This window comes from Paraburkholderia sp. HD33-4, assembly GCF_021390635.1.
Taxonomy (GTDB): Bacteria; Pseudomonadota; Gammaproteobacteria; order Burkholderiales; family Burkholderiaceae; genus Paraburkholderia.
Genome location: NZ_JAJEJS010000002.1, coordinates 2,555,759 through 2,580,904, shown reverse-complemented (window position 1 = coordinate 2,580,904; position 25,146 = coordinate 2,555,759). Strand labels below are relative to the sequence as shown.

The 25,146-nt window shown below is 63.1% G+C and carries 22 protein-coding genes; 14 read left to right on the top strand and 8 right to left on the bottom strand.

The annotated features are described in order from the left end of the window. Window positions 1-29: 29 nt before the first annotated feature. Both L0U84_RS31610 and L0U84_RS31605 read right to left on the bottom strand, forming a co-directional pair. Window positions 30-1,352, bottom strand: a complete 1,323-nt coding sequence (locus L0U84_RS31610; protein WP_233855985.1) for an MFS transporter — start codon at window positions 1,350-1,352, stop codon at window positions 30-32. 252 nt (window positions 1,353-1,604) lie between these two features. Then, entirely contained in the window at window positions 1,605-2,495 is an 891-nt protein-coding gene (locus L0U84_RS31605; RefSeq protein WP_233855984.1) for a LysR family transcriptional regulator, read from the bottom strand. Between the two features lie 196 nt (window positions 2,496-2,691). Here L0U84_RS31605 and L0U84_RS31600 point away from each other — a divergent pair, with 196 nt between their 5' ends. Further along, the gene (locus tag L0U84_RS31600; protein ID WP_233855983.1) at window positions 2,692-4,029 is read left to right on the top strand and encodes an MFS transporter; all 1,338 of its coding nucleotides are present in this window, start codon (window positions 2,692-2,694) and stop codon (window positions 4,027-4,029) included. Here L0U84_RS31600 and L0U84_RS31595 read toward each other — a convergent pair. Beyond that, window positions 4,004-4,939 (bottom strand): LysR family transcriptional regulator, encoded by a 936-nt coding sequence (locus L0U84_RS31595; RefSeq protein ID WP_233855982.1) that lies wholly within the window; start codon window positions 4,937-4,939, stop codon window positions 4,004-4,006. The genes L0U84_RS31600 and L0U84_RS31595 overlap by 26 nt on opposite strands. A 136-nt stretch (window positions 4,940-5,075) precedes the next feature. Between L0U84_RS31595 and L0U84_RS31590 the strand changes: the two genes are divergently transcribed. From L0U84_RS31590 to L0U84_RS31580, 3 genes are read left to right on the top strand one after another with little or no spacing between them, the layout of a single operon-like run. After that, complete coding sequence (locus L0U84_RS31590) at window positions 5,076-6,419, top strand: MFS transporter (protein ID WP_233855981.1); 1,344 nt, start codon at window positions 5,076-5,078, stop codon at window positions 6,417-6,419. Between the two features lie 31 nt (window positions 6,420-6,450). Then, window positions 6,451-7,626 (top strand): L-rhamnonate dehydratase, encoded by a 1,176-nt coding sequence (locus L0U84_RS31585; protein ID WP_233855980.1) that lies wholly within the window; start codon window positions 6,451-6,453, stop codon window positions 7,624-7,626. Window positions 7,627-7,649: 23 nt separating this feature from the next. Then, window positions 7,650-8,651 carry a 4-hydroxythreonine-4-phosphate dehydrogenase PdxA gene (locus L0U84_RS31580; protein ID WP_233855979.1) on the top strand — a complete coding sequence of 334 codons (1,002 nt, stop codon included), beginning with the start codon at window positions 7,650-7,652 and terminating at the stop codon, window positions 8,649-8,651. Window positions 8,652-8,684: 33 nt separating this feature from the next. Here the strand turns inward: L0U84_RS31580 and L0U84_RS31575 are convergent, their stop codons facing one another. Next, on the bottom strand, window positions 8,685-9,701 hold the full coding sequence (locus L0U84_RS31575; RefSeq protein ID WP_233855978.1) for a LacI family DNA-binding transcriptional regulator: 1,017 nt from the start codon (window positions 9,699-9,701) through the stop codon (window positions 8,685-8,687). Window positions 9,702-9,905: 204 nt separating this feature from the next. On the opposite strand from L0U84_RS31575, the gene L0U84_RS31570 reads away from it, so the two are divergent. From L0U84_RS31570 to L0U84_RS31545, 6 genes are all read left to right on the top strand, one after another. Next, window positions 9,906-11,045: an ABC transporter ATP-binding protein gene (locus tag L0U84_RS31570; RefSeq protein WP_233855977.1), complete on the top strand. Its 1,140-nt coding sequence runs from the start codon at window positions 9,906-9,908 to the stop codon at window positions 11,043-11,045. Window positions 11,046-11,164: 119 nt separating this feature from the next. Further along, window positions 11,165-12,418, top strand: coding sequence for an ABC transporter substrate-binding protein (locus L0U84_RS31565; RefSeq protein ID WP_233855976.1), 1,254 nt, complete (start codon window positions 11,165-11,167; stop codon window positions 12,416-12,418). 89 nt (window positions 12,419-12,507) lie between these two features. Beyond that, on the top strand, window positions 12,508-13,413 hold the full coding sequence (locus L0U84_RS31560) for a carbohydrate ABC transporter permease (RefSeq protein WP_233855975.1): 906 nt from the start codon (window positions 12,508-12,510) through the stop codon (window positions 13,411-13,413). A 27-nt stretch (window positions 13,414-13,440) separates the two neighbouring features. Continuing rightward, window positions 13,441-14,292: a carbohydrate ABC transporter permease gene (locus L0U84_RS31555; protein WP_233855974.1), complete on the top strand. Its 852-nt coding sequence runs from the start codon at window positions 13,441-13,443 to the stop codon at window positions 14,290-14,292. Between the two features lie 60 nt (window positions 14,293-14,352). Continuing rightward, on the top strand, window positions 14,353-16,317 hold the full coding sequence (locus tag L0U84_RS31550; RefSeq protein ID WP_233855973.1) for a beta-galactosidase: 1,965 nt from the start codon (window positions 14,353-14,355) through the stop codon (window positions 16,315-16,317). 156 nt (window positions 16,318-16,473) lie between these two features. Next, the gene (locus tag L0U84_RS31545; protein ID WP_233855972.1) at window positions 16,474-17,664 is read left to right on the top strand and encodes a glycoside hydrolase family 53 protein; all 1,191 of its coding nucleotides are present in this window, start codon (window positions 16,474-16,476) and stop codon (window positions 17,662-17,664) included. A gap of 73 nt (window positions 17,665-17,737) precedes the next feature. Here L0U84_RS31545 and L0U84_RS31540 read toward each other — a convergent pair whose 3' ends face one another. From L0U84_RS31540 to L0U84_RS31525, 4 genes are all read right to left on the bottom strand, one after another. Beyond that, window positions 17,738-18,070 (bottom strand): hypothetical protein, encoded by a 333-nt coding sequence (locus tag L0U84_RS31540; protein WP_233855971.1) that lies wholly within the window; start codon window positions 18,068-18,070, stop codon window positions 17,738-17,740. A 140-nt stretch (window positions 18,071-18,210) separates the two neighbouring features. Then, complete coding sequence (gene ttdB, locus L0U84_RS31535; RefSeq protein WP_233855970.1) at window positions 18,211-18,819, bottom strand: L(+)-tartrate dehydratase subunit beta; 609 nt, start codon at window positions 18,817-18,819, stop codon at window positions 18,211-18,213. Then, window positions 18,816-19,715 carry a L(+)-tartrate dehydratase subunit alpha gene (ttdA, locus tag L0U84_RS31530; RefSeq protein WP_233855969.1) on the bottom strand — a complete coding sequence of 300 codons (900 nt, stop codon included), beginning with the start codon at window positions 19,713-19,715 and terminating at the stop codon, window positions 18,816-18,818. The genes ttdB and ttdA overlap by 4 nt, the downstream gene beginning before the upstream one ends. A 50-nt stretch (window positions 19,716-19,765) precedes the next feature. Next, window positions 19,766-21,067, bottom strand: coding sequence for an MFS transporter (locus tag L0U84_RS31525; RefSeq protein WP_233855968.1), 1,302 nt, complete (start codon window positions 21,065-21,067; stop codon window positions 19,766-19,768). A gap of 175 nt (window positions 21,068-21,242) precedes the next feature. On the opposite strand from L0U84_RS31525, the gene L0U84_RS31520 reads away from it, so the two are divergent. From L0U84_RS31520 to L0U84_RS31505, 4 genes are all read left to right on the top strand, one after another. After that, the gene (locus L0U84_RS31520) at window positions 21,243-22,166 is read left to right on the top strand and encodes a LysR family transcriptional regulator (RefSeq protein WP_233855967.1); all 924 of its coding nucleotides are present in this window, start codon (window positions 21,243-21,245) and stop codon (window positions 22,164-22,166) included. A gap of 112 nt (window positions 22,167-22,278) precedes the next feature. Next, window positions 22,279-23,364: a tartrate dehydrogenase gene (locus L0U84_RS31515; protein WP_233855966.1), complete on the top strand. Its 1,086-nt coding sequence runs from the start codon at window positions 22,279-22,281 to the stop codon at window positions 23,362-23,364. Window positions 23,365-23,557: 193 nt separating this feature from the next. Further along, window positions 23,558-24,976 (top strand): pyruvate kinase, encoded by a 1,419-nt coding sequence (gene pyk, locus L0U84_RS31510; protein ID WP_233855965.1) that lies wholly within the window; start codon window positions 23,558-23,560, stop codon window positions 24,974-24,976. Beyond that, window positions 24,960-25,091 (top strand): hypothetical protein, encoded by a 132-nt coding sequence (locus L0U84_RS31505; RefSeq protein ID WP_442794062.1) that lies wholly within the window; start codon window positions 24,960-24,962, stop codon window positions 25,089-25,091. The genes pyk and L0U84_RS31505 overlap by 17 nt, the downstream gene beginning before the upstream one ends. The last annotated feature ends 55 nt before the right edge of the window (window positions 25,092-25,146 follow it).

Sequence of the window (25,146 nt, the reverse complement as noted above, 5' to 3'; positions counted from 1 at the left end):
TGACATGGAGTTTTAGCGAACGGGCACGCTCAGGCGCGCGGTGCGGCATCGCCGGTCGCGAACTCGGCGGTTTCCTGTTCAGCGGGCGTCACGCGCATCGCGAGCGCGATGATCGTGGCGATGACGAGGAACGCGGCGATCGTCAGCAACGCCAGCTTGAAGTTGCCGGTGGCGCTGCGCACCAGCCCGATGCTCCACGGCCCGACGAGGCCGCCGAACTGCGCGATCGTGTTGATCAGCGCGATGGTCGCGGCGCCAGCCGCGCCGGTCCTGAACGACGACGCGAGACTCCAGAACAGCGGATTGCCCGCATAAATGAACAGGCCGGTTACACACAGCAGCAGATAGGCGAGCACCGGGCTCGGCGCGTACGCACTGCCGGCAATCGCGAGTGCGCTCATGCCGTACACGAAAGCGAGGTGCTTCTTGCGGTCGCCGGTGCGGTCGGAACTGCGGCTGATCAGATAGGTGCCGAGCACGCCCAGCAGCGGCGGCGCGGCCGACAGAAAGCCCACCTCGATGTTGCTCAACTCGCCGAGGCTCTTGACGATCTGCGGCAGCCACAGAAACAGCCCATAGATACCCACCAGCGCACAGCCGAACAGACAGGCGAGACTCCATACGCGGATATCGCTCGCGACGCGCAGCAGCGGAAAATGCCGGTTGCCGCCGACGGCTTCGCGCTCGGCGGCGAGCGTCGATTCGAGCCAGTTCTTTTCGTCGCTGGTGAGCCAGTCCGCGTCGGCCGGACGTTCGGTCAGGATGCGCAGCGTCAGCAGACCCAGCAGCATCGCCGGCAGGCCTTCGAGAATGAACATCCATTGCCAGCCGGCGAGGCCCAGAATGCCGTTCGCGTAGGTCATCAGCATGGTCGAGATCGGACCGCCGAGCACCGCGGAAAACGAGCCCGCGACGATATAGCCGCCGACCGCACGCGCCCGGTAGCGCACCGGAAACCACTTGGTCAGATACACGGCAATGCCGGGCAGAAAGCCTGCTTCCATCACGCCGAGCAGAAAGCGCAGCACGTAGAAGCTCGTATCGTTGAACACGAAGGCGGTGGCGGCGGCGACCGCGCCCCACGTCAGCAGAATGCGCGCGATCCAGATACGCGCGCCGACACGATGCAGGATCAAATTACTCGGTACTTCGAGCAGCATATAGCCGACGAAGAAAATACTACCGGCGAAACCGAACACGGCTGGGCTGAAGCCCAGCTGCTTGTTCATATCGAGCGCGGCGAAGCCGATATTGATCCGGTCGAGATAGTTGATGAACATCATCGCAAAGAGCATCGGCATCAGGCGCCGGTACACCTTGCGCATCGTCGTGGTTTCGTCGAATGCGGTCATGCTGTCTCCAGTTGGCCCAGGTTCGCGCTTCAGCGCTTACTCGGGTTCCATGCAACGCTATCGCCCGGAGTGTGTCTTGTGACACCTGCCCCGAGCCCATGCCGCATGGCGGGGACCATGCGGCGCCGGGCGTGGCCGTCGTTGCGTTTTGTCGTGTGCGCGCCTGATACAGCGGCCAGTCAATGATAGGAACGCACGGGCGAGGAGTCCAAGACCGCTTGCTTATGCTTGTATTAGCTTTTTCTTATAGTGCTAGTCGGTCAGCGGCGGCGGCAGGCAGCCGAGGAAAGCGTGCAAATGCGGCGACGCGTCGTCGGTGCGGAAGGTGGCGGCGAGCGTCGTGCGATAGGACGAGCCCGGTCCGGACAGATGGCGAAACACCACGTCCGAGCGGCCATGCCGCGCCACCGATTCGCCGACGATCGTGACGCCGAGCCCCGCCGCGACGAGCGCAATGGCCGTCTGGATTTCATACGCCTCGTGGGCGATCATCGGCGTCACACCGGCATCGCGATACAGCGATTGCACCGAGTGTTTGAACTGCGCGTTCTGATGCTTGGGATAAAGAATCAACGGCGTATCGGCGAGATCGGCGATGCGCAGGGTCTTGCGCGCGGCGAGCGGATGACCCGCTTCGAGCGCGACGACCACACGCTCGCGCAGCAGCGTGCGCGACGTGCAGCCTTCCACTGTCAACGGTTGCCGGCCGATGCCGATATGGATGCGCATGTCGCGCAGCGCGTCCGTCTGCTCTTCGGTCAGCATTTCGAACAGCTTCAGTTCGACCTGCGGATACGCCTTGTGGAATTTCTTCAGCGCGGGCGGCAGTACGCTGTACATCGACGATCGCGTGAAACCGATGCTGAGCCAGCCGCGCCGGCCGACGCCGATCTCCTGCGCGGCGAGCGTCATCTGTTCCAGCGAGCCGAGGATCTGGCGCGCCTCGGTGCACAGATAATGGCCGGCCTCGGTCAGAATCAACGGCCGCCGCGCGCGGTCCACCAGTTGCGTGCCGAGCCGTTCCTCGAGCGAGCGGATCTGCTGGCTCAGCGCGGGCTGCGCGATGTGCAGCCGCTCCGCGGCGCGGCTGAAGTTGAGTTCCTCCGCGAGAATGACGAAGCACTGTAGAGCCCTGAGGTTCATGTCGGTGGTCCTGGCTGGGGAAAGCAAAGCATACCGCGCAGTGCTCGGCCAGCGATAACCGCCAGTGATCGCTGTATCCAAACAATTCATTAGTCAACTATCACCCGGCTTCTGATAATGTGCGCACAAAACAGGTCATAGCGGACGCCAACGTCGGAGCATCGGGGTGGGCTCACGCAACAATCCGGAGGAGACGATGCTGCGACCCAAGGTTAGCCGGGCGGTTCTCGCGCTCATGTGCGCGATGTCGTTCATCATGTATCTCGATCGCGTCAACCTGTCGGCGGCGGCCGGCCTGATTCGCGACGATCTGCACCTGAGCAATACCAACCTCGGCCTCGTGTTCGCCGCATTCGCGTACACGTACGCGCTGTGCCAGGTGATCGGCGGCTGGGTCAGCGACCGCTTCGGCGCGAAGCGCACCCTCATCGCCTCCGCGAGCATCTGGATCGTCGCGACGGTCGCGACCGGTCTCGCCGGCGGGCTCGTGTCGCTGTTCGCCTCGCGTCTGCTGCTCGGCATAGGCGAAGGCGCCGCGCTGCCCGCGCAGGCGCGGGCGCTCACCAACTGGTTCCCGCCGAACAAACGCGGCTTCGTGCAGGGCATCACGCATTCGTTCTCGCGGCTCGGCAACGCGATCACTCCACCGCTGATTGCGCTGCTGGTCGCGTATTCGTCGTGGCGCGGATCGTTTCTCGCGGTGGGCGCGCTGACCTTCGTGTGGGTCGTTGTCTACGCCTGGTATTTCACCGACGATCCGCGCAAGCATCGCCATATGACGGCGGAGCAGGAAACGCAATTGCCGCCGGTGCGTCAGGCTGGGGCCGAAGCGACGCGTGAGCCCACCCCGTGGCGGCGTCTGCTCAAACGCATCGCACCCACGATGCTCGTCTACTTCTGCTACGGCTGGACCGGCTGGCTGTTCTTCACCTGGCTACCCACCTTCTTCATGCACGGACGCGGCCTCGATCTGAAAAGCTCGGCGATGTTCTCCGCGGGGGTGTTTCTGTCCGGCGTGGTCGGCAATACCGCGGGCGGCGTGCTCAGCGACCGCCTGCTGAAGCGTACCCGCAACGTCGTCGCGGCGCGCCGCAACGTGATCATCTGCGCGTTTCTCGGCGCGCTGATTTTCCTCGCACCAGTGATGGTCGTGAAGTCGCTGCCGGTCATGGCCGCGTGCATGAGCCTGTCGTTCTTCTTCCTCGAAATGACGATCGGGCCGATCTGGGCCGTGCCGATGGACATCACGCCGCGGCACGTCGGGGTCGCGAGCGGACTCGTCAACGCGGGCTCGGCGATTGCGGGGATTTTCACGCCGATCGTGTTCGGCCTGATCGTGGACCGCACGGGTAGCTGGACGCTGCCGTTCGCGGGCTCGCTCGGACTGCTCGCGCTCGGCATCGTCGCGACGTTCTTCATGCGGCCGGATATTCAGCTCGACGCGGCTGGCGCTCAATCCGAGCTCGCGGACCTCGACGCGGGCGCCGATTTGCGCTTCGCCGAAAACCTCACGCCGCGCGAATCGAATCGATGACCAGTTGCATGGCCGGCGTGACGCGCCGGTTTCTGCGCAAAATCAGCCCATACGGCGCGAGCCGGCCGCGCAACGGCGTCGCGATCGCGGCGATCGCATCGAGCGCGACGTAGTACTGCGCGACCGAACTCGGCAGCACGGCGAGCATGTCCGAATCGCGCAGCAACGACAGCGTGGTCAGAATCGACGAGGTCTCGACCGTGCTGACCGGCGGCGCGACGCGCGACTCGCGAAACGTTTGATCGATGACCTGGCGCATCGGGCTCGGATGCGGCTGGATGATCCACGGATAGCGCGCGAGGTCCGCGAGCTTCGGCCGCGCGTTCGCCTGTTTGCCCGCCAGCACGGCCGGATGATCGGGTCGCACGACGATCGACAGCGCCTCTTCCGCCAACGTCTCGAAGCTCAGGTCGAGCGCCGGAAAACCATCGGGAATGCGGCCGATCACGATGTCGAGCTGATCCTGTTGCAGCGACTGCACGAGCACGTCGCTGGTGTCGATCATGACCGCCATCTGCAGGCGCGGATGCGCCTCCTTCAGCTTGACGATCGTATGAGTCAGCAATTCGGGCGACGGCGCCATCACCGCGCCGATGCGCACCTTGCCGATGTCGCCGGCCTCGATGCCGGCCAGCTCCTCGCGCAACTCGTCGAGATCCTCGAACACTACCCGCGCATAGCGCATGACGGCCTCGCCGAAGATCGTCGGCTCCATGCCACGCGCATGGCGCACGAACAGCGATACCCCGAGCGTGTCTTCGAGTTCCTGCAAGGCTTTGGTGGCGGCGGGCTGGGTCATCGCGAGATCGTCGGCGGCGCGCCGCAGCGATTCCGTTTCCGACAGCGCGACCATCAATTGCAGATGACGCAGGCGCAAGCGTTTGCGAATGGTGGAGGCGGGCGGGATCATGAGCGATAACTTTAGCGAATCGGCCGATGCGAATTATTCAGTGGTCAGTTATCGGATAGTTTCGCACACTAGCGCTTATCGAACGACGCCAATCGCAACGCTGTTCGGGTTGACAAGACAAAACTGGAGACGACGCATGACGATCACCGCGAGCCCCGCGCTCGACAGCGCGATTACCAAAGCGCGCACGAGGCTGTTGCCTTTTCTGATCCTGATGTATGTGCTGGCCTTCATCGACCGCGCGAACGTCGGCTTCGCGAAGAACGTGCTGCAGGCTGACACCGGCTTGAGCGATGCGGCGTTCGCGTTCGGCGCCGGCATTTTCTTCGTCGGCTACGCGGTGTTCGAAGTGCCGAGCAACCTGCTGATGTACCGCTTCGGCGCGCGCGTCTGGATGAGCCGCATCATGGTTACGTGGGGCATCGTGTCCGCGTGCACGGCCTTCGTCGACAGCGCCACCAGCTTTTATGTGCTGCGCACGCTGCTCGGCATCGCCGAAGCCGGTTTCTTTCCCGGCATCATCCTGTTCCTGTCGAACTGGTTTCCCGCGAAAACGCGCTCGCAAACGATGGGCATGTTCTATTTCGGCTTCCCGCTCGCGCTGCTGCTCGGCAGCCCGCTCTCGGGTCTGCTGCTCGATGCGGGAAATCCGTTCGGCATGCATCCGTGGCAATGGCTGTTCGTCGTCGAGGGGCTCGCGGCGTCGGTGGTGGGTGTCGTCGCTTACTTCTATCTGACCGACCGGCCCGTGCAGGCGCGCTGGCTCGATGCCGAAGAGCGCGACGCGCTCGATCAGGCGCTGCGCCAGGAAGACCGTCAGAAGCTCGCGCATGGCCCGTCGTCGGTGCTCGCGGCACTGCGCGATTCGCGCGTGCTGTTCTGCGGCCTGATCTACTTCGCGGTGCAGATGAGCGTGTACGGCGTGGTGTTCTATCTGCCGACGCGCATCGCCGGGCTCGCGAGCGGCGGCCATGTCGGCGTCGAGGTCGGACTGCTGACCGCGATTCCGTGGATCGCGGCGATCGTCGGCACGTTCTGCGTGACGCGCTACGCCGACCGTCACGGTCATCACCGTATCTGGGCCGCGGCGATGCTCGCGCTCGCGGCGTTCGGCATCGCCGCATCGGCGATGACCTCGTCGGTCGCACTGGCGATTGCCGCGTTCTGTTTCGCCGCCATCGGCTTCGTCTGCGTGCAGCCGCTGTTCTGGACTCTGCCGACCAACTACCTCGGCGGCGCCGCGGCCGCGGGCGGCATCGCGTTGATCAATTCGATCGGCAATCTCGGCGGCTTCGTTGCACCGAATCTGAAGGGGCTGGCCGAGCGTGCGCTCGGCTCGTCGCAGGCGGGCATGTTCTCGCTCGCCGTGGTCGGACTGATCGGCGCGTTGCTGCTGCTGACGTTCCGCTTCACGTCCGCCTCCGCCTCCCCATCCGCCTCTCATCGCAACGGCCCGCTCGGCGAACGCACGGGCCACTGACTCACCGACTCTCTGAAGGAAATCGTCGAACATGAAAATCAAGCATATCCGTACGCGTGTTTTCGAGTGGAAAGGCAAAGTCGTCCCGCCGCAAGCGCATTTCTGCACGAACGCGGTCGATATTCTGTACGAGCGTGGCGATGCGATGGGCTCGTTCCGTTTTCACGGCTGGCTCGTCGTCGAAATCGAATGTGACGACGGCACCGTGGGCATCGGCAATTGCGCGCTCGCGCCGCGCATCGCGAAGCAGATCATCGACGAATACCTCGCTCCGATCGCGATCGGCGAAGATCCGTTCGACAACGAATACATCTGGCAGAAGATGTACCGCCGCACGCTCGCGTGGGGCCGCAAGGGCATCGGCATGGCGGCGATCTCCGCGATCGATATCGCGCTGTGGGACATCATGGGCAAGGCCGTGAAAAAGCCGGTGTTCAAGCTGCTGGGCGGCCGCACGAAAGAGAAGATCTGGTGCTATGCGTCGAAGCTGTACAACAACGACGATCGCGACGCGTTCCTCGGCGAAGCGCAAGGCTATCTGGACAGCGGCTTCACCGCGATGAAGATGCGCTTCGGCTACGGTCCGAAAGACGGCCCGAAAGGTATGGCGAAGAACATCGAACAGGTGCGCCTGTTGCGCGAACTGGTCGGCGACGAAGTCGACATCATGCTCGAATGCTATATGGGCTGGACGCTCGAATACGCGCGCAGAATGCTGCCGCGCCTCGCCGAATTCAATCCGCGCTGGATCGAGGAGCCGGTGATCGGTGATGACGTGGAAGGCTATCAGGAGTTGAAGAAGATGAACCTGATGCCGGTGTCGGGTGGCGAGCACGAGTTCACCAGCTATGGCTTCAAGGATCTGCTCGAACGCCGCGCGATCGACGTGATCCAGTACGACACGAACCGCGTCGGCGGCATCACGGCGGCGCGCAAGATCAATGCGATGGCCGAAGCGTGGTCGGTGCCGGTGATTCCGCATGCGGGGCAGATGCACAACTATCACCTGACGATGGCGAGCACCGCGAGCCCGATGTCGGAGTTCTTCCCGGTGTTCGACGTCGAAGTAGGCAACGAATTGTTCTACTACATCTTCGAAGGCGAGCCGCAGCCGGAAAATGGCTATCTGCAACTGTCGGACGACGTGCCGGGTCTTGGCATCAAGTTGAGCGACAAGTATCTTGCCGATTTCAACATCGTCGAATGAATGGACAAGCCTGAGGAAAGCATATGAAGCCACGCATCGCAGTACTTCTCGGCGACCCCGCCGGCATCGGTCCCGAGCTGATCGCGCGTCTGTTCGCGCAGCAGGCGAACCGGGCGCGCGCGGAGTTGCTGATCATCGGCGACCGGCGCGAGCTGGAGACTGGCATGAAGATCGCGCAGCAGCGCTTCGACTACGACGTGATCGAAGATGAGCGCGCCGCATTTCGACGCGAGGGTGTGCCGTCGCTGATCGACTATCGTTTGCCAGGCGAGCAGCCTTTCGAGCGCGCGGTGGCGACCGAACGCGGCGGCCGCTATAGTCTCGCCGCGTTCAGGCAAGCGCTCGCGCTGACGCAGACCAACGTCACGCAAGGCATGCTGTTCGCGCCGGTCAACAAGACCTCACTGCATCTGGCCGGCATGGAAACCGGCGACGAGATGGAGTGGTTCGCGAAGCAGCTCGGCTATACGGGCAGCTTCTGCGAATTCAACGTGCTCGACGAGCTATGGACCTCGCGCGTGACTTCGCACATGGCGTTGAAGGACGTCAGCGCGAAGCTGACTGAGGAGCGCATCGTCGGCGCGGTGCAACTGATTCACGACGGCCTGAAGCGCGCGGGTCATCCTCAGCCGCGAATCGCGGTGTGCGGTTTCAATCCGCACAACGGCGACAACGGCGCGTTCGGCCGCGAGGAGATCGACGTGATCGCGCCGGCCGTCGAGGCTGCGCGCAAGCTTGGCTACGACGCGCAAGGTCCGTTTCCGGCCGACACGATCTTCGTGCGCGCGCGCGACCAGAAGGCCTTCGACGGCGTCGTCACGATGTATCACGATCAAGGCCAGATCGCGATGAAGCTGATGGGGTTCTGGCGCGGCGTGACCGTGCATGGCGGCTTGCCGATTCCGATCGCGACGCCCGCGCACGGCACCGCGTTCGACATCCACGGGCAGGGCAAGGCTGATGTCGGCGCGACACAGAAGGCGTTCGACATCGTCACGCAGATGGCGACGGAGCGCGTGAGCTAGCGCGAACGATGCGCGCGGAACGCTTCAGCCGCTTCAGCGCTTCCTGCGCTGCCCGGTCGAAGCGCGCACCACGAGCTCCGGCGGCGGCCCAAGCACCATCGACGGCTGCCGCTCCGGCGTCTGGATCAACCGGATCAGACTCTGGATGGATAGCTCCGCGACAGCCGCGGTCTGAATCGCGACCGTGGTCAGCGCGGGATGCACCTGATGCGCGAGCTGAATGTCGGTGATGCCGATCACCGACACGTCGTCGGGCACCGAGCGGCCGAGCGTGATCAACGCCTGGATCGCGCCGATCGCGAGCAGGTCGTTGGTCGCGAAGATCGCGCTCAGTTGCGGGCGGTTCGCCATCAGTTCCATGCAGGCGGCGAAGCCGGCGTCGATCGAGTCGCGAATCTGCAGCACCGCGGCCGCGTCGGCCTCGATGCCGGCCGCGCGCATTGCCGCCCGAAAGCCGTTCGAACGCGCGTCCTGCAAACCGCCGCAGCCGTCGCCGATCAACAGGCCGATCTCGCGATGGCCGAGTCCGAGCAGGTGCCCCGCGGCCAGTTCGCCCGCGCGCGCGAAGTCGACCGCGATGCACGGCAGCGCGGGCGGCGACTCGGGGCGCTCCCACATGGAGAGGAGGATCGGCGCGTTATGGATCGCCGACTCGCACAGTTCGTTGAACGTAACGTCCGTATTCATCACGAGCACGCCGTCGGCGAGCGTGCCGGCAATCTGGTTCAGATATGCACGGCTGATTTCGGCGTCGTCGTCGGTATTGCAGACCATCAGAAAATAGCCGCTCTTGCGCGCCGCGCGCTCGGCGGCGAGCACGAACTCCGGGTAGAACGGGTTCGAGATGTTCGACAGCATCAGCGCGAGCGTCGACGAACGGCCTTCGGCGAGCGCGCGCGCATTCAGGTTCGGCCGATAGCCGAGTTCGGCGATGGCCTGCAACACGCGCTCGGCCGTTTCAGGGCGGACTTTCTCGCGATTGCGCAGCACGTTGGAGACGGTGGCGGCGGTAACCTGCGCGCGTTTCGCGACTTCGGACAACGTGACCATGTCGGGTTATCCCATATTTAGGGAGGTCAATTCAAATGTTGCAATCGGGCTGCGACATTGCTAACTTTCTCGGAAACGTAACGGAGACACCCACCATGACTTTTTCCGTCGAACTCAAATTTAAGCGATTAAATGTGGCCAGCACAAGGCCCGGGCGTTTTATTTCGACGAAAATTTAAGCGGTTAAATCAAGACGGAGACAGCATGGCGACGATTTGCTTGAGCGATGTGCAAAAGGCCTACGGTGACCATCCGCCGGTGATCCGGCGTGTGAATCTGGAGATCGCGCAGCATGAGTTCTGTGTGTTCCTTGGACCCTCGGGCTGCGGCAAGTCGACCTTACTCCGGATGATCGCCGGTCTCGAAGACTTGAGCGAAGGCGAGCTTCATATCGCCGGGCGACTCGTCAACGACGTGCCGGCCGCCGAGCGCGGCGTCGCGATGGTGTTCCAGAGCTACGCGCTGTTTCCGCACATGACCGTGTTCGACAACATGGCGTTCGGTCTGAAGCTCGCGAAGCAGCCGAAGGACGTGATCGAGCGCAAGGTGCGCGAAGCCGCGCGGATTCTGCAACTGGATAGCCTGCTCGAACGTCATCCGAAAGCGCTGTCGGGCGGCCAGCGGCAGCGCGTCGCGATCGGCCGCGCGATCGTGCGCGAGCCGGGCGTGTTTCTGTTCGACGAGCCGCTCTCGAATCTCGATGCCGCGCTGCGTGGCCAGACGCGCGTCGAGATAGCGCGTCTGCATCAGCGTTTCGCGAACGCCAGCGTGGTCTACGTGACGCACGATCAGGTCGAAGCGATGACGCTCGCCGATCGCATCGTGCTGCTGCACGCGGGCGCGGATGCCGAGCGCTTCGGCAGCATCGCGCAAAGCGGTGCGCCGCTCGAGCTGTATCACCACCCGAAGTCGCGCTTCGTCGCGGGCTTTATCGGCTCGCCGCGCATGAACTTCTTCGATGCGATCGTCGAATCGACCGAGCCAGGGCGCGTGACGGTTGCATTGGCGGCCGGTGCGGAAAAGCTCGTCGCGCACGTCGATGGAGAACGACTGCAACGTGGCCAGCGCGTCACGCTCGGCGTGCGACCCGAGCATCTGCGGCTCGACGGCGACGAGCAGTTCATTCAGTGCGCGACCGTGCTGTCGGAACGGCTCGGCGAGCACAGCTATATCCACGCTGACCACGCGGGCGGCACGCTGATCGCGAAGGCGCCCGGCGATACCCCGCTCGGCGCGGGCGAACGCCTCCGCGTTCACGTGCCGCCCGCTGCCTGTCATCTGTTCGACGAACAGGGACTCGCGCTGCGGCGTAGCACGTTCGAACCGGAACGCGCGGCCGCCTGATCAAACATCGACGACGAACCCCGGACCGAACGGTTCGTCTTGCTGAATTCCGCCATAGAGCGGGTTACATCGCCGGCCACGCTGCGTAGCCGGTCAACAAGGTAGACAAGGAGACATAGATGATTGCTCTTCGCCTTCGCCGTCTTGCACAGGTGTCGATCGCCGCCGCCGTGGTGGCGGGCGCGCTCGGCAGCGCCGTGGTCGACGCGGCCACGCTGAACGTCAACGTATCGGCGCGCGGTAATCAGCGCTCGACCTGGCAGGACGCCTTCGATCAGTTCAAGAAAGCCAATCCCGACATCGATCTGAAAGTCACCTATGTGACCGAGGAAGCGTACAAGGTGCAAATGGGCGGCTGGCTCGCCACCGATCCGCCTGACATCGTGTCGTGGCACGACGGCGAGCGGATGGCCTACTACGCGCAACGCGGTCTGCTCGAAGATCTGAGTTCGGACTGGGCGAAGAACGGCTGGTCGCAGCAGTACGCGTCGGTCAAGGAGGCTTCGACGTACAAGGGCAAGCAGTATGCGGCGCCGCTCGGTTATGACGCGTACGGCTTCTTCTATCGCAAGGATCTGTTCGAGAAGGCCGGCATCAAGAGCGAGCCGAAGACGTGGGACGAACTGCTCGAAGCGAACAAAAAGCTGAAGGCGATCGGCGTCGCGCCGATCGCGGTGGCCGCGCGCGATAGCTGGACGCTGGCCGCCTGGTTCGACTATCTCGATCTGCGCATCAACGGCAACGAGTTCCACCAGAAGCTGATGGCCGGCGAGATTCCGTACACCGATCCGCGCGTGAAGAAGGTCTACACGACGTGGAAGACGTTGCTCGACAATCACGACTTCATCGAGAACGCGCTGTCGTACGACGTCGATTCGATCGGGCCGATCCTGAACAACGGCAAGGCCGCGATGATGCTGATGGGCACCTTCTTCTCGGCGAGCTTCCCGCCGTCGATCAAGGATCAGATCGGCTTCTTCCGTTTCCCGGTGATCGACCCGAACGTGCCGATGGCCGAGGACGGCCCCGTCAACGTGCTGCTGATTCCGGCGAAGGCGAAGAACAAGGCCGACGCGCGCAAGCTGCTCGCGTTCATGGAGACGCCGAAGATCAACGCCGAACTTGCGAAGGGCTGGGGAACGTTGCCGTCGAACAGCCAGGCGGCGGCGCCCGAAGACGCGATTTCGAAGGTCGGCTTCCAGACGCTCGCGAACACGAAGGGCGGCATCGCGCAGTTCTACGATCGCGATATGCAAAAGGAAATGGCGGACGAAGGCATGAAGGGCATGCAGCAGTTCTACAGCGATCCTTCGCAACTCGACAGCGTGCTCGCTCATCTCGAAGCGACCCGCAAGCGAATCTATCAGAAGTAAGTCCCGCCGCGCCGGCCGCCTGAGCGCGGCCGGCTTCCGGGTCCCGCTTCCGGGGCAATTCCGCCTTCGATTTCCAACGAGGCCGTTCCATGTCTCATACCGCAGCGCGCCGCCTGCCCGCGGCGCGGCACCGTCGCGTCTCTACGACGCGCCGTCATCAGCATCGCGCCGCGTTTTTCTTTCTGCTGCCGGGCTGTGCGTTGTTCACGCTGTGCGTGATCTATCCGATCATCAGCAGCATTTCGCTGAGCTTCTACAACTGGGACGGCATGACGCCGAAGACCTTCGCGGGTCTCGCCAATTACGTCGAGCTGTTCCAGTCCGATACGTTCTATACGGCGCTGAAGAACAACCTGATCTGGCTTGCGCTGTTTCTGCTCGCGCCGCCTCTAGGTCTGCTGTTCGCGCTGTATCTGAACCAGCACGTGCGCGGCATGCGCGTCGTGAAGTCGCTGTTTTTCGCGCCGTTCGTGCTGTCCGGTGTCGTGGTCGGCCTCGTGTTCAGCTGGTTCTACGATCCGACCTTCGGGCTGCTGCGGTTGATAGTAGGTCGTGGCATTCCGGTGCTCGGCGATCCGCACACGGTCACGTTCGGCATCATCTTCGCCGCGCTGTGGCCGCAGGCGCCGTTCTGCATGATCCTCTATCTGACCGGACTCACCGGCATCAATCCCGAAGTGGTCGAGGCCGCGCGCATGGAAGGCGCGCAAGGGCTGCGGCTGCTGTGGCACGTGATCCTGCCGCAACTGCGGCCCGCCACCTTCATGGCGGTGGTGCTGACCGTGATCGGCGCACTGCGCAGCTTCGATCTGATCGCGGTGATGAGTGGCGGCGGTCCGTTCGACAGTTCCACCGTGCTCGCTTATTTCATGTACGACCAGGCGATCAAGTACTACCGCGAAGGTTATTCCGCGGCGATTGCGGTCGTGCTGTTCGCGATCATGCTCGTCTATATCGTGTTCCATCTGCGCCGCATGCTGCGCGAGGAACGCTGATTCTCTGAACGTCAGGAGTACCAGCTCATGTATCCGCTTCCCGTCGAACGCTGGAAACCGCTGAATCGCACGCTTTACAAAGCCTCGCTCCCGCTCGCGCTGTTCATCTGGCTGCTGCCGATGCTGGCCGTGCTGCTGACCTCGATCCGCTCGACGGACGAGTTGTCGCGGGGCGACTACTGGACCTGGCCGAAACAATTCGCGCTACTGGAGAACTACGGCACCGCGCTCACGCAAACGCCGATGCTGCACTACTTCGCCAACAGTGTGCTGATCACGGTGCCGTCGGTGATCGGCGCGATCGTGCTGGCGTCGATGGCGGGCTTCGCGTTGGCGACCTATCGCTTTCCGGGCAACACGGCCGTGCTGTTCGCGTTCGTCGCCGGCAACTTCGTGCCGATCCAGATCCTGATGATCCCGGTGCGCGACATGGCGCTGAAGTTCGGTCTGTTCAACACCGTATGGGCGCTGGTGATCTTTCACGTGTCGTTCCAGACCGGCTTTTGCACCTTGTTTCTGCGCAACTTCATCAAGCAGCTGCCGTTCGAGATGATCGAGGCCGCGCGCGTCGAAGGCGCGGGCGAGTGGACGATCTATCTGCGCATCGTGCTGCCGCTGATCCGCCCCGCGCTCGCCGCGCTCGCGATTCTCGTGTTCACGTTCGTGTGGAACGACTACTTCTGGGCGCTGTGCCTGACGCAAGGCGACGATGTCGCGCCGATCACGGTGGGCGTCGCCTCGCTGAAGGGGCAATGGACGACCGCGTGGAACCTGGTCGCAGCGGGCTCGGTACTGGCCGCCTTGCCTTCGGTGCTGATGTTCTTCGCGATGCAAAGGCATTTCGTCGCCGGGCTGACCTTCGGGGCAAGCAAGGGATAAACGGCGCTTGAAACACGATTGAAACGACGGCTCGACGTCAACTCACCACGAGACTTTCACATGCAACTTGGTGTCTGCTACTACCCGGAACAATGGCCGCGCGCGATGTGGGCCGACGATGCGCAACGTATGGTCGAACTCGGCATCACGCATGTGCGGATCGCCGAATTCGCGTGGAGCCGCATGGAGCCGCGCGCCGGCGAATACGACTGGCAATGGCTCGACGAAGCCGTCGAGACGCTCGCCAAAGCGGGCCTGAAACTCGTGCTCGGCACGCCGACCGCTTCGCCGCCGAAGTGGCTCGTCGACGCGCATCCGGACGTCTTGCCGGTGCGCGCGGACGGCACGCGCTGGAATTTCGGCTCGCGGCGTCACTACGATATTTCGAGCGACACGTACCGGCGCGAATGCGTGCGCATCGTCACCGCGATGGCGAAGCGCTATGGGCGGCATGCGTCGATCGTCGCGTGGCAGACCGATAACGAACTCGGCTGCCATGACACGGTGCCGAGCTATTCGGCCGCCGCGTTGCAGCGCTTTCACGCGTGGCTGCAGCGGCGCTACGCAACGATCGGCGGGCTGAACGATGCGTGGGGCAACGTGTTCTGGAGCATGGAGTACCCGTCGTTCGACGCGATCGGCCTGCCGACGCTGACGCCCACCGACGCCAATCCGATCCATCTGCTCGACTTCCGCCGCTTCATGTCGGACGAGGTAGCGAGTTTTCATCGCGAGCAGATCGACGTGTTGCGCGAGCATGCGCCGAACGCGGATCTGCTGCACAACTTCATGGGCTTTTTCACGACCTTCGATCACTATCGTTTCGCCGCCGACAACGCGATCGACGTCGCCGCATGGGACAGCTATCCGATCGCGCGCACCGAATCGATCGCGTTGCCGCAGGAGCAGAAGGCGCGCTTCGCGCGGACCGGGCATCCCGATGTGTCCGCGTTCGATCACGACCGCTACCGCGGCATCGGCGGCGGCCGCTTCTGGGTGATGGAGCAGCAGGCCGGTCCGGTGAACTGGGCATCGTGGAATCCGGTGCCGGCGCCGGGTATGGTGCGGCTGTGGGCCTACGAGGCGTTCGCGCATGGCGCGGAACTGGTGTCGTATTTCCGCTGGCGGCAGTGCCCGTATGCGCAGGAGCAGATGCATTCCGGGCTCAATCTGCCGAACAACGAACTGTCGCCGGGCGGTCTCGAGGTGCAACGGGCAGCGCGTGAAATCGCGGGCAGTACGCCGCTGGCGACGCTCGCCGCGCCGGCGCGCGCGGCCACCGCGCTGGTATTCGACTACGAGACGCAGTGGATGTTCGAGATCCAGCGTCACGGCAAGGGCTTCGACTATCAGACGCTCGCGTTCGACTACTACGAGTCGCTGCGCGAACTCGGTCTCGATGTCGATATCGTGTCGAGCCGCGGCGATCTTTCCGGTTACCAGCTAGTCGTGGTGCCGAGTCTGGCGGTGATCGACGCTGCGCTCGTTGAGCAGATCTCGCGTTCGAACGCGCAATGGGTATTCGGCCCGCGCAGCGGCTCGAAAACCGATGCGTTCGCGATCCCCGGCAATCTGCCGCCCGGCGCGTTGCAGCGCGTGCTGCCGATCCAGGTGCTCGAAGTCGAAACGCTGCGCTCGACGCTTGCTCCCGCGCTGTCGATCGGCGGCGCCGAGGGTCACGCGCTGCATTGGCGCGAACACGTGCGCGCCAATGGCGAGACGCGCATTGCCGCGCGCTTCGACGACGCATGGCCCGCGCTGCTGACGCACGGCAACGTGCGCTATGTGGCCGGCTGGTTGTCGCACGACCTGCATCGCACGGTGTTGCGGCAGGCGGCGCACGACGCGGGCCTCGATACGCAGGTGCTCGCCGACGGACTGCGGCTGCGCCGGCGCGGCGACCTGACCTTCGCATTCAATTTCGGCCCGCAACCGGTGCAGGCGCCGGCGCCGCGCGATGCGACGTTCGTGCTCGGCGAGCCGCGCCTGAATACAGGCGACGTTTGCGTGTGGAAAGACGCGTGAAGTGGTGTGTTTTGACGTCAGGAAGTCAACAAAGAAGGAAGCGGTAACAGCAGTCTGAAACTCGCAGTTCGAAACTCGAAGGTTGCAACACGGACGCATCAAACCAGGACCAGGCGGCCCATCAGGAGCCGCCATTCAATCGATGGAGGATGACGGATGAACCGAAGAGAAATGCTGGGATGGCTCGCGGGCGCCGCTGCGGCGGCGGGTGTCGGCGCGACGGTGGGCGCGCCCGCTATTGCCGCCGAGCCCGGGCAGTCGGCTGGAAACGCTGGCGCGCAGAATGCCGCCGGGCTTGCGAACCGCTTCGCGATGGGCGCGGACGTCTCGACGTTGCTCGAACTCGAAGCGAACGGTGCGAAGTATTACGAACATGGCGAGGCACACGACTGCCTGCAGATTCTGAAGCGTCACGGCGTCGATTCGATCCGTATCAAGGTGTGGAACGATCCTGGCAATCCCGACTTCTTTCCGGCGAATCAGAGTCCCGCGGCCGGCTGGAACAATGCCGAGCACGTGCGCGTCCTCGCGCGCCGCGCCGCCGCGCTCGGTCTGCGCATCCTGATCGACTTCCACTACAGCGACTGGTGGGCCGATCCGGGCAAGCAGTACCCGCCGCACGACTGGGCCGGCAAGGACATCACCGAGACCTGCTCGCTGCTGTCGGCGTATACGTCGAACGTGTTGCGGATGCTCGCGCGCGACGGCGTGCATCCCGAGTGGGTGCAGATCGGCAATGAGATCACCGGCGGCATGCTGTGGCCGCTCGGCAAGTACGACCAGCTCGATAACCTCGCGGCGCTGCTGACGGCCGGGCACGACGCGGTCAAATCGGTGGACGGGCGCATCAAGGTGATGCTGCATATCGACAGCGGCGGCAACAACGCAACGAGCCGCTGGTGGTTCGACGCCATGACGCAGCGTGGCGTCACGTTCGACGTGATCGGCCTGTCGTATTACCCGCAATGGCAGGGCTCGTTCAGCGACCTGCAGGGCAACGTGAACGACCTCGCGACGCGTTACGACAAGGACGTGATCGTCGTCGAGACCGCCTATCCGTGGACGACCAGCGACGGCGATTCGGAGCCGAACTCGATGACCAACGTCGGCACCTCGACCTACCCGCAGACGCCCGCCGGCCAGGCGCAGTTCCTCGGCGCGGTGACCGACATCGTGAAGGCGATCCCCGACGGACACGGCAAGGGCGTGTTCTGGTGGGAGCCCGAGTGGATTCCGACGCCGAACGTCGGCTGGAAAGTCGGCGCCGGCGATCAGTGGGACAACAACACGCTGTTCGATTTCCACGGCAATGCGTTGTCGTCGCTGGATGCGTTCCGGCGGCGCTAGCGCCTGGCGCCCGGCGCATCGCGTGTGACGCGCGGCTGAAGGCGCAGCGCGACGCGCGCGGGGCACGCCGGCATCACTTTGCCGGCGCTGCCTGCCCGTTGTGGTGGTTCACGCAGTCCGAGGTGATTGCCATGCTCGCCTGATCGGGCGTCATGTGCGGCGCGTCGGGGCTGTAGATCTTTTCGATGATCGCGTCGACGGCCGCGCGGTCGGCCGGGTCTTTGTAGTAGTGGGCGGCCTGATCGAGCGCCTGAGCTTTGGTCTTCTTGTGGGCGCGCCACGACGCGACCTGGCCGGCGATATCGCCGAGCGCGAAGCATTGACCGCTGACGGTCTGCGCGATGGCCTGGGCGGCCGGCTGTGCGATGCACAGCGCGACGAGCGCGGATACGACTACGCGTTTCATTACCGGAATCCTGAGTTGGGACGGCGGCGGCGCGGAAGCGGCGGTGGTCGCCGCGCCGGGCCGCGCGCGGAAAAATTGTTGCGTAGTGTATCGGGAAGTGGACGGGGGCGCTTTTTACCGCCCCTGCCTGCGTTGGCGCCTTACTTGATGAAGCTGAGTTGCTCGCTGATCTTGTCGAGGATTGGTTTCTTCCTGTCGTTAAAGACGGCCTTGTTCTGCTGTATCAGGTTGTTGCCCTTGGTGTCGATCGAGATGATCAAAGGACCAAACTCCTTGACGCGGTTTATCCAAAGGGTCTCCGGCATGCCGAGATCCTGCCACTCTGCACCTTCGATCTCTTCGACCAGTGTTGCGGCCAGCACCGCGCAGCCGCCAGGAAAAATCGCGTGGACAGCCTTGTGCTCCTGGCAACCTGCTGCCGTTTCTTCGCCCATGCCGCCCTTGCCAACGATGAGTTTGACCCCGGTTTGCTCGATGAACTGACGCTCGAATTTTTCCATCCGCATGCTGGTCGTGGGACCGATGGAAACCATCTCGAAGCTGTCATCGTCTTTCTTGCGGACGATCGGGCCTGCATGGAAGATTGCGCCGCCTTCGAGGTCGACGGGCAGTTGCCGACCCTGTTCGATGAGTCTGCGATGCGCTACGTCACGACAGGTCACGAGCCGGCCGGTCAGATAGACGACGTCGCCGATGTTGAGATCTTCAAGATCTTCGCTCTTGATGGGGGTGGTCAAAATCTTCTTCACAGTACCACTCCTTCGTGGGACAGGATTTCATAGGAAGTGTCGGCGTTAATGCGAATCTTGCCGCGCCGGTGTGCCCAGCAACCGGTATTGATGGCGACACCGATGGTCGAGGGATGGCGCGCGGAGGACTCGATGTTGACGCCCATGACGCTGTTGTTGCCGGTCAGACCTTGCGGACCGATGCCGACCTCGTTGAGGCCGTCCTCGAGCAGTTGCTCCATCAGTGCGGCCCGAGGGTTCTCGCTCTTCGAATCAACCGGGCGCAGGATCGCCAGCTTGGAAAGGCGGGCCGCCGTCTCGACCGAGGTCGAAACACCGACCCCGACCAGAAGAGGGGGACACGCGTTGACGCCGCGTTCCGTGATGACGTCCATCACGAATTCCGCCACACCTTCATAACCCTGACCCGGCATCAGCACCTTCGCAGCTCCCGGCAGGGTGCAGCCACCGCCGGCCATATAGACGTCGATGGTGCAGCTATCCTTTTCAGGAACGATGCGCCAGTCGAGCCAGGGAATTTGCGTGCCCGTATTGGTGCCGGTGTTTTTCTCGTCGAACGTCTCGACGGCGTTGTGACGCAGCGGACCCATTCTGGTCGCTCCCGCGGTGGCTTCGCGCAGGATCTCTTCCAGTTCGCCGAGCAGCGGAAAGTTCGCACCTGCCTCGACGAAATACTGGATGACGCCAGTGTCCTGACAGCTAGGGCGATTCAGTTTATCGGCCGCTTCCTGGTTGCCGTCCATGGAGTCGTAGATCGACCTGGCGAGCGGGTTGGTTTCGAGCGTGCGCAATTCCGCGAGCTTTGCCTTCACATCCTTGGGCAGACGCTTGCCAATGTAGGCGGTGAATTTCGCCATGGTGTCCGTCACGGATTGAACGGCAGTTTCCTTGTCCATCTTGAACTCCTCTTGAAACGAATTGGGATTGGGGACGAGCGTTGGTCGCATCAGTGCGCGGCAGCATTGCCGGACGTGACCGTGGATTTGTTCGATCGGCCGAGCAGAAGCGTCAGAACAGCGGAGAGCACGAGCAGGCCTGCGACGAAATACAAGCCGCCCGCGAAGCTTCCAGTCTGATCCTTGATCCACCCGATCATCGCGGGTCCGACGAAGCCGCCGAGATTGCCGATCGAGTTGATCGTAGCGATGCCTGCCGCGGCTGCGGCACCAGAGAGGAACGTCGTCGGCATGGTCCAGAGAGGGGGCTTGGCGCAACTGATTCCGATGTTGACTAGCGTCAACGAGGCAATCAGTCCGACGACGCTATTGGAGATCGCTGCTACCGTCAGACCGACGATTGCCGCTACACACGCCAGCACGACATGCCAGGTACGTTCACCGGTACGGTCGGAATGACGGGACCAGAAGACCATCGCAACGACCGACACGATTGGCGGTATCGCATTGAGCAGGCCAACGGTCATCGAGGAGACTCCGAGCTGTTTGATGATCTGCGGAGCCCATATGCCGAGGGTGTACAAGCCAGCGGAGGTGCCGAAGTAGATCATCGACAAGGCAAGCACACGGGGATTGGTGAGGCCGCTCGTGATGCTGTGCCTGGCGGAGGTAGCCCTGCTGGCGGCCTCCTGATTCATGACGTTGACCAGCCAGTCTCGCTCATCCTCCTGCAACCACTTCGCCTTTTCAGGTTTGTCGGTCATATAGAAGAAGACGACGACACCGAGGATGACCGCGGGTACGGCCTCGAGCAGGAACAGCCACTGCCAGCCGTGCAGGCCCATGACGCCGTTCATTTCGAGCAACGCGGCGGAAAGCGGCGAGCCGATTGCCGTCGAAATGGGGGCTGCGGCCATGAAGAAAGCGACCACGCCAGCGCGGCGTCGGGCGGGGAACCAATAGCCGAGATACAGGATGATGCCGGGGAAGAAGCCCGCCTCTGCCGCGCCGAGGAGAAAACGGACGATGTAGAAGCTGGTTGGCCCTTTGACGAAGGCCATACACGCTGAAATGATGCCCCAGGTGAGCATCACGCGGGCAATCCACAGCCGGGCACCCACCTTGTGCAGAATGATGTTGGAGGGCACTTCGCAGATGAAGTAACCCCAGAAAAAGATCCCGGCACCGAACCCGAGCATGGAGGAGGTGAACCCCAGATCCGCTTTCATCGTCAGCGCGGCGAAGCCGATGTTGACCCGGTCGACGTATGCGATGAAATACAACAGCATGATGAACGGCACGATGCGCCAACTCACCTTGCGCAAGGTGCGTTTTTCAAGTTCCAAGTCCATTGAATGTCTCCGTTATCCTCTGACCAACCGATGTCTGGGCCGTCTGACGCGGCTTCAGTGTCTTTCCCGAGGGTTCGAAGCGGTGCGTTCGTCGGGTAGGCACAGCGAAGGTTAATCCTGTGGAATTTCGTGTGAATCGACGTACACTTAATTCATCATTGCGAAAAATTCACGAATGAACACAGACTCGGAGTTGAGCTTTTTCTGCCTGGTGGTGAAACAGGGCAGCCTGGCTGCGGCCGCGCGTGAAATGAACCTGACGCCGCCGGCGGTCTCGCGCCGGCTCTCGGCCATGGAAAACCGACTGGGGGTGCGCCTCTTGAATCGCACTACCCGGCGCATCAGCATGACCAGCGAAGGTGAGGTTTATTTCGCGAATGCGCGCCGCATCCTGAGTGACATCGACGACATGGAGCGTCTCGTATCGAGCAGCCGCGAAGCGCCGAAGGGATTGTTGCGGGTCAATGCTCCGCTCGGATTCGGCCGGTCCTATATTGGGCCGTCCGTCTCGGTCTTCAGCCACACCTATCCCGATGTGGAAGTGCAACTGCATCTCAGCGACCGACCCGTCAGCCTGCCGGACGAAAACATCGATATATCCGTGCGCTTTGGTGAGATGCCGGACTCACGCCTGATCGCCAAGAAGATTGCCGCCAATCGCCGCCTGCTGGTTTCCTCGCCGGGGTATCTGCGCAGAGCGGGCCAGCCAGTCCATCCACATGACCTGACCCATCATGATTGCATCGTGCTGCGACAGAACGATGCGGCTTACGGCAACTGGCGCCTGAGCCGGGGCGGGCGCACCGAGACGGTGAAGGTGCATGGAAAATTGAGCACCAACGATGGCGAGGTCGCGCTGAACTGGACGCTTGAAGGGCACGGCATATTGATGCGCGCAGAATGGGACGTTGCCAAATATCTGCGTAGCGGGCGGCTGGTGCAGGTTCTGGCCGACTACGACACGCCGCCCGCCGATATCTACGCGGTTTATCCGGAGCGCCTCAACCTGTCGGCCAAGGTAGCGTGCTTTGTCGAACACCTGCGCAACTATTTGGGGGAGCATGCTGACGCCCCGTCTCCAAATAGTTTGAATTGGTGAGCCACCGGCGCATTCGTGCGTCAAACTTAACGATACCTTAAGTTTTGCGGCGGTTCTGAAGGTCAGGGCGCGAGTAGAGTCTCGTCAAACACAACCTTTGGAGGACGGAGACATGAAGACCTATCGCATCGCGACCATTCCTGGCGACGGTATCGGCAAGGAAGTGGTTCCCGCCGGCCAGAGAGTGCTCGAAGCACTCGCCGGCACTACCCAGTCGTTCAGATTCGAGTTCGAAAACTTCGGCTGGGGCGCCGACTATTACCGCGAGCATGGCGTGATGATGCCCGAGGACGGGCTCGATGCCATCCGCACCAAGGACGCGATCCTGTTCGGCTCTGCGGGCGATCCGGATGTTCCTGACCACATCACGCTGTGGGGCCTGCGCCTTAAAATCTGCCAGGGCCTCGACCAGTATGCGAACGTTCGGCCGACGCGCATCCTGCCAGGTATCGACGCGCCGCTCAAGCGCTGCAAGCCAGAAGATCTGAACTGGGTGATCGTGCGCGAGAACTCGGAGGGCGAATACTCCGGCGTGGGCGGCCGCGTGCATCAGGGGCATCCGATCGAGGCCGCAACCGATGTGTCGATCCTGACGCGAGCCGGTGTCGAGCGCATTTTGCGATTCGCCTTCCGTCTCGCGCAGACCCGCCCACGCAAACTGCTGACGGTCATTACGAAAAGCAACGCGCAACGTCACGCAATGGTGATGTGGGACGAGATCGCCAGCGAAATTGCGACGGAATTCCCGGACGTCGAGTGGGACAAGGAACTGGTGGACGCGTCCACCGCCCGCATGGTCAACCGGCCGGAGTCGCTCGATACCATCGTCGCAACCAATCTGCACGCCGACATCCTCAGCGATCTGGCAGCCGCACTCGCCGGCAGCCTGGGCATTGCGCCGACTGGCAACATCGACCCGGAACGTCGCTATCCTTCGATGTTCGAACCGATTCACGGCTCCGCATTCGACATCATGGGCAAAGGCCTCGCGAATCCGGTCGGCACGTTCTGGTCGGTCGTGATGCTCCTTGAACATCTCGGCGAGTTCGACGCGGCCAGGCGCGTCATGCAGGCGATCGAAGCCGTGACCTCCGACAAGTCACTGCATACGCGCGATCTCGGCGGTAAGGCGACGACGGCGCAAGTGACGGATGCCGTTTGCGCGTTGGTCGGCGAGAAGTCCGCCAACGCAGCCTGAACCGACGCAAGTCGTCTTCTCACAAGTACGCCCGCGCAGAAGGCGGGCGTGTCTGGCGCAAGAGAAAGAAGTGACGGTTTTTTTCAGGCTTGGGATAACTCGGTCGTCACGGGCCGACGCTCTCCAACGTCAAGGATTTTCGTGCCATCTTCATCGCCGCCCAACCCGGCGAACTTTCAGGGAGTAGATAAGGATGCGTCGCACTCGAAATGCCAAGGTCGTGGCTACGCTGGGTCCCGCGAGTACCAGCCACGAAACCATCGAATCGCTCTATCGCGCGGGCGCCGACGTGTTCCGGCTGAACTTCAGCCACGGCACGCACGACGATCATCAACGTCGGCTGGAAGCCATCCGTATCATCGAAAAGCGTGCGGGTCGGCCCATCGGCGTACTGCTCGATCTTCAAGGTCCGAAGCTGCGGATCGGCACCTTTGCAAACGGCCCGATCACACTTGAAAAAGGCGCGTCGTTCCGGCTCGATCTCGATGTCGAGAAACCAGGCAACGGCACGCGGGTCGCGCTGCCGCATCCTGAGATTTTCGCGGCACTCAAGGCTCACACGAACCTGTTGCTCGACGATGGCCGCGTTCAGCTCCGCGTCGAGCGGTGCGGAAACGACTTTGCAGATACGACCGTTATGGTTGGCGGGCCGCTTTCCGAGCGCAAGGGCGTCAACGTTCCCGATGTCGTGCTGCCGCTCTCGGCCATGACTGACAAGGATCGCCGCGATCTGGAGTTCGGCCTTACGCTCGGTATCGACTGGCTGGCGCTGTCTTTCGTGCAGCGTGTCGAAGACATCCGCGAGGTTCGAAAGATCGTCGGAGACCGGGTCGGCATCGTCGCCAAGCTGGAGAAGCCGGCTGCGATCGGCAGTCTCGATGCGATCGTCGAGGAAGCGGACGCTGTGATGGTCGCCCGTGGCGACCTGGGCGTCGAGATGCCGGCGGAGCAGGTCCCCGCGATCCAGAAGCGCATCGTTCGCGCATGCCGCAAGGCCGGCAAGCCAGTGATCGTCGCCACGCAGATGCTGGAGTCGATGGTGTCGGCGCCGGTTCCGACGCGCGCCGAGGCCTCGGACGTGGCCACCGCAATCTATGACGGCGCGGACGCGGTGATGCTGTCAGCCGAATCTGCGAGCGGCAGGTATCCCGTTGAAGCGGTGCGCATGATGGACCTGATCATCGCTCAGACCGAGCGCGATCCGTACTATCGCGAAGTGATCTCCGCCTCGCACGCCGCGCCGCGCCCGAACACGTCCGATGCGATCGGCTACGCGATGCGCCACGTGACGAATCTGCTTGATGCCGCGGCCACGGTCGCCTACACGTGTTCCGGCTACTCGGCGTTGCGCATGGCGCGTGAGCGGCCGGGTGCGCCGATCATCGGCATGACGCCGCACATCGGTACGGCGCGTCGTCTTGCGCTGGTCTGGGGCGTGCATCCGGTCGTGTGCAAGGAAGTGGTCGACATGCTTGAAGTGAGCGAGCTCGCCTGCGAGACCGCGCGCGAGGAAGGCTTCGGCGCGAAGGGCGAGACGGTGGTCATCTCCGCGGGTATGCCGTTCGGCACGCCCGGCACGACGAATCTTCTGCGCATTGCACAGATCGAGTGAGGCATCACTCGCGGCAATTTCGATGGCTCGCCAAGCCGGATATGCGTCGGTTGTTTCGCACCGACCAGGCGACAGCGGGGACACGACTATCGCGGATCTAAGTGTGGTTGCCTAAATTGGATGGCCGCTTGACTCTCACGAAGAGGCATTGAGCCTTCCGGGCGTTGAGC

Excerpts from the sequence above, each read along its gene's own strand:
- L0U84_RS31610 (WP_233855985.1), bottom strand. The coding sequence starts at position 1,352 with ATGACCGCATTCGACGAAACCACGACGATGCGCAAGGTGTACCGGCGC.
- L0U84_RS31605 (WP_233855984.1), bottom strand. The coding sequence starts at position 2,495 with ATGAACCTCAGGGCTCTACAGTGCTTCGTCATTCTCGCGGAGGAACTC.
- L0U84_RS31600 (WP_233855983.1), top strand. The coding sequence starts at position 2,692 with ATGCTGCGACCCAAGGTTAGCCGGGCGGTTCTCGCGCTCATGTGCGCG.
- L0U84_RS31595 (WP_233855982.1), bottom strand. The coding sequence starts at position 4,939 with ATGATCCCGCCCGCCTCCACCATTCGCAAACGCTTGCGCCTGCGTCAT.
- L0U84_RS31590 (WP_233855981.1), top strand. The coding sequence starts at position 5,076 with ATGACGATCACCGCGAGCCCCGCGCTCGACAGCGCGATTACCAAAGCG.
- L0U84_RS31585 (WP_233855980.1), top strand. The coding sequence starts at position 6,451 with ATGAAAATCAAGCATATCCGTACGCGTGTTTTCGAGTGGAAAGGCAAA.
- L0U84_RS31580 (WP_233855979.1), top strand. The coding sequence starts at position 7,650 with ATGAAGCCACGCATCGCAGTACTTCTCGGCGACCCCGCCGGCATCGGT.
- L0U84_RS31575 (WP_233855978.1), bottom strand. The coding sequence starts at position 9,701 with ATGGTCACGTTGTCCGAAGTCGCGAAACGCGCGCAGGTTACCGCCGCC.
- L0U84_RS31570 (WP_233855977.1), top strand. The coding sequence starts at position 9,906 with ATGGCGACGATTTGCTTGAGCGATGTGCAAAAGGCCTACGGTGACCAT.
- L0U84_RS31565 (WP_233855976.1), top strand. The coding sequence starts at position 11,165 with ATGATTGCTCTTCGCCTTCGCCGTCTTGCACAGGTGTCGATCGCCGCC.
- L0U84_RS31560 (WP_233855975.1), top strand. The coding sequence starts at position 12,508 with ATGTCTCATACCGCAGCGCGCCGCCTGCCCGCGGCGCGGCACCGTCGC.
- L0U84_RS31555 (WP_233855974.1), top strand. The coding sequence starts at position 13,441 with ATGTATCCGCTTCCCGTCGAACGCTGGAAACCGCTGAATCGCACGCTT.
- L0U84_RS31550 (WP_233855973.1), top strand. The coding sequence starts at position 14,353 with ATGCAACTTGGTGTCTGCTACTACCCGGAACAATGGCCGCGCGCGATG.
- L0U84_RS31545 (WP_233855972.1), top strand. The coding sequence starts at position 16,474 with ATGAACCGAAGAGAAATGCTGGGATGGCTCGCGGGCGCCGCTGCGGCG.
- L0U84_RS31540 (WP_233855971.1), bottom strand. The coding sequence starts at position 18,070 with ATGAAACGCGTAGTCGTATCCGCGCTCGTCGCGCTGTGCATCGCACAG.
- ttdA (WP_233855969.1), bottom strand. The coding sequence starts at position 19,715 with ATGGACAAGGAAACTGCCGTTCAATCCGTGACGGACACCATGGCGAAA.
- L0U84_RS31525 (WP_233855968.1), bottom strand. The coding sequence starts at position 21,067 with ATGGACTTGGAACTTGAAAAACGCACCTTGCGCAAGGTGAGTTGGCGC.
- L0U84_RS31520 (WP_233855967.1), top strand. The coding sequence starts at position 21,243 with ATGAACACAGACTCGGAGTTGAGCTTTTTCTGCCTGGTGGTGAAACAG.
- L0U84_RS31515 (WP_233855966.1), top strand. The coding sequence starts at position 22,279 with ATGAAGACCTATCGCATCGCGACCATTCCTGGCGACGGTATCGGCAAG.
- pyk (WP_233855965.1), top strand. The coding sequence starts at position 23,558 with ATGCGTCGCACTCGAAATGCCAAGGTCGTGGCTACGCTGGGTCCCGCG.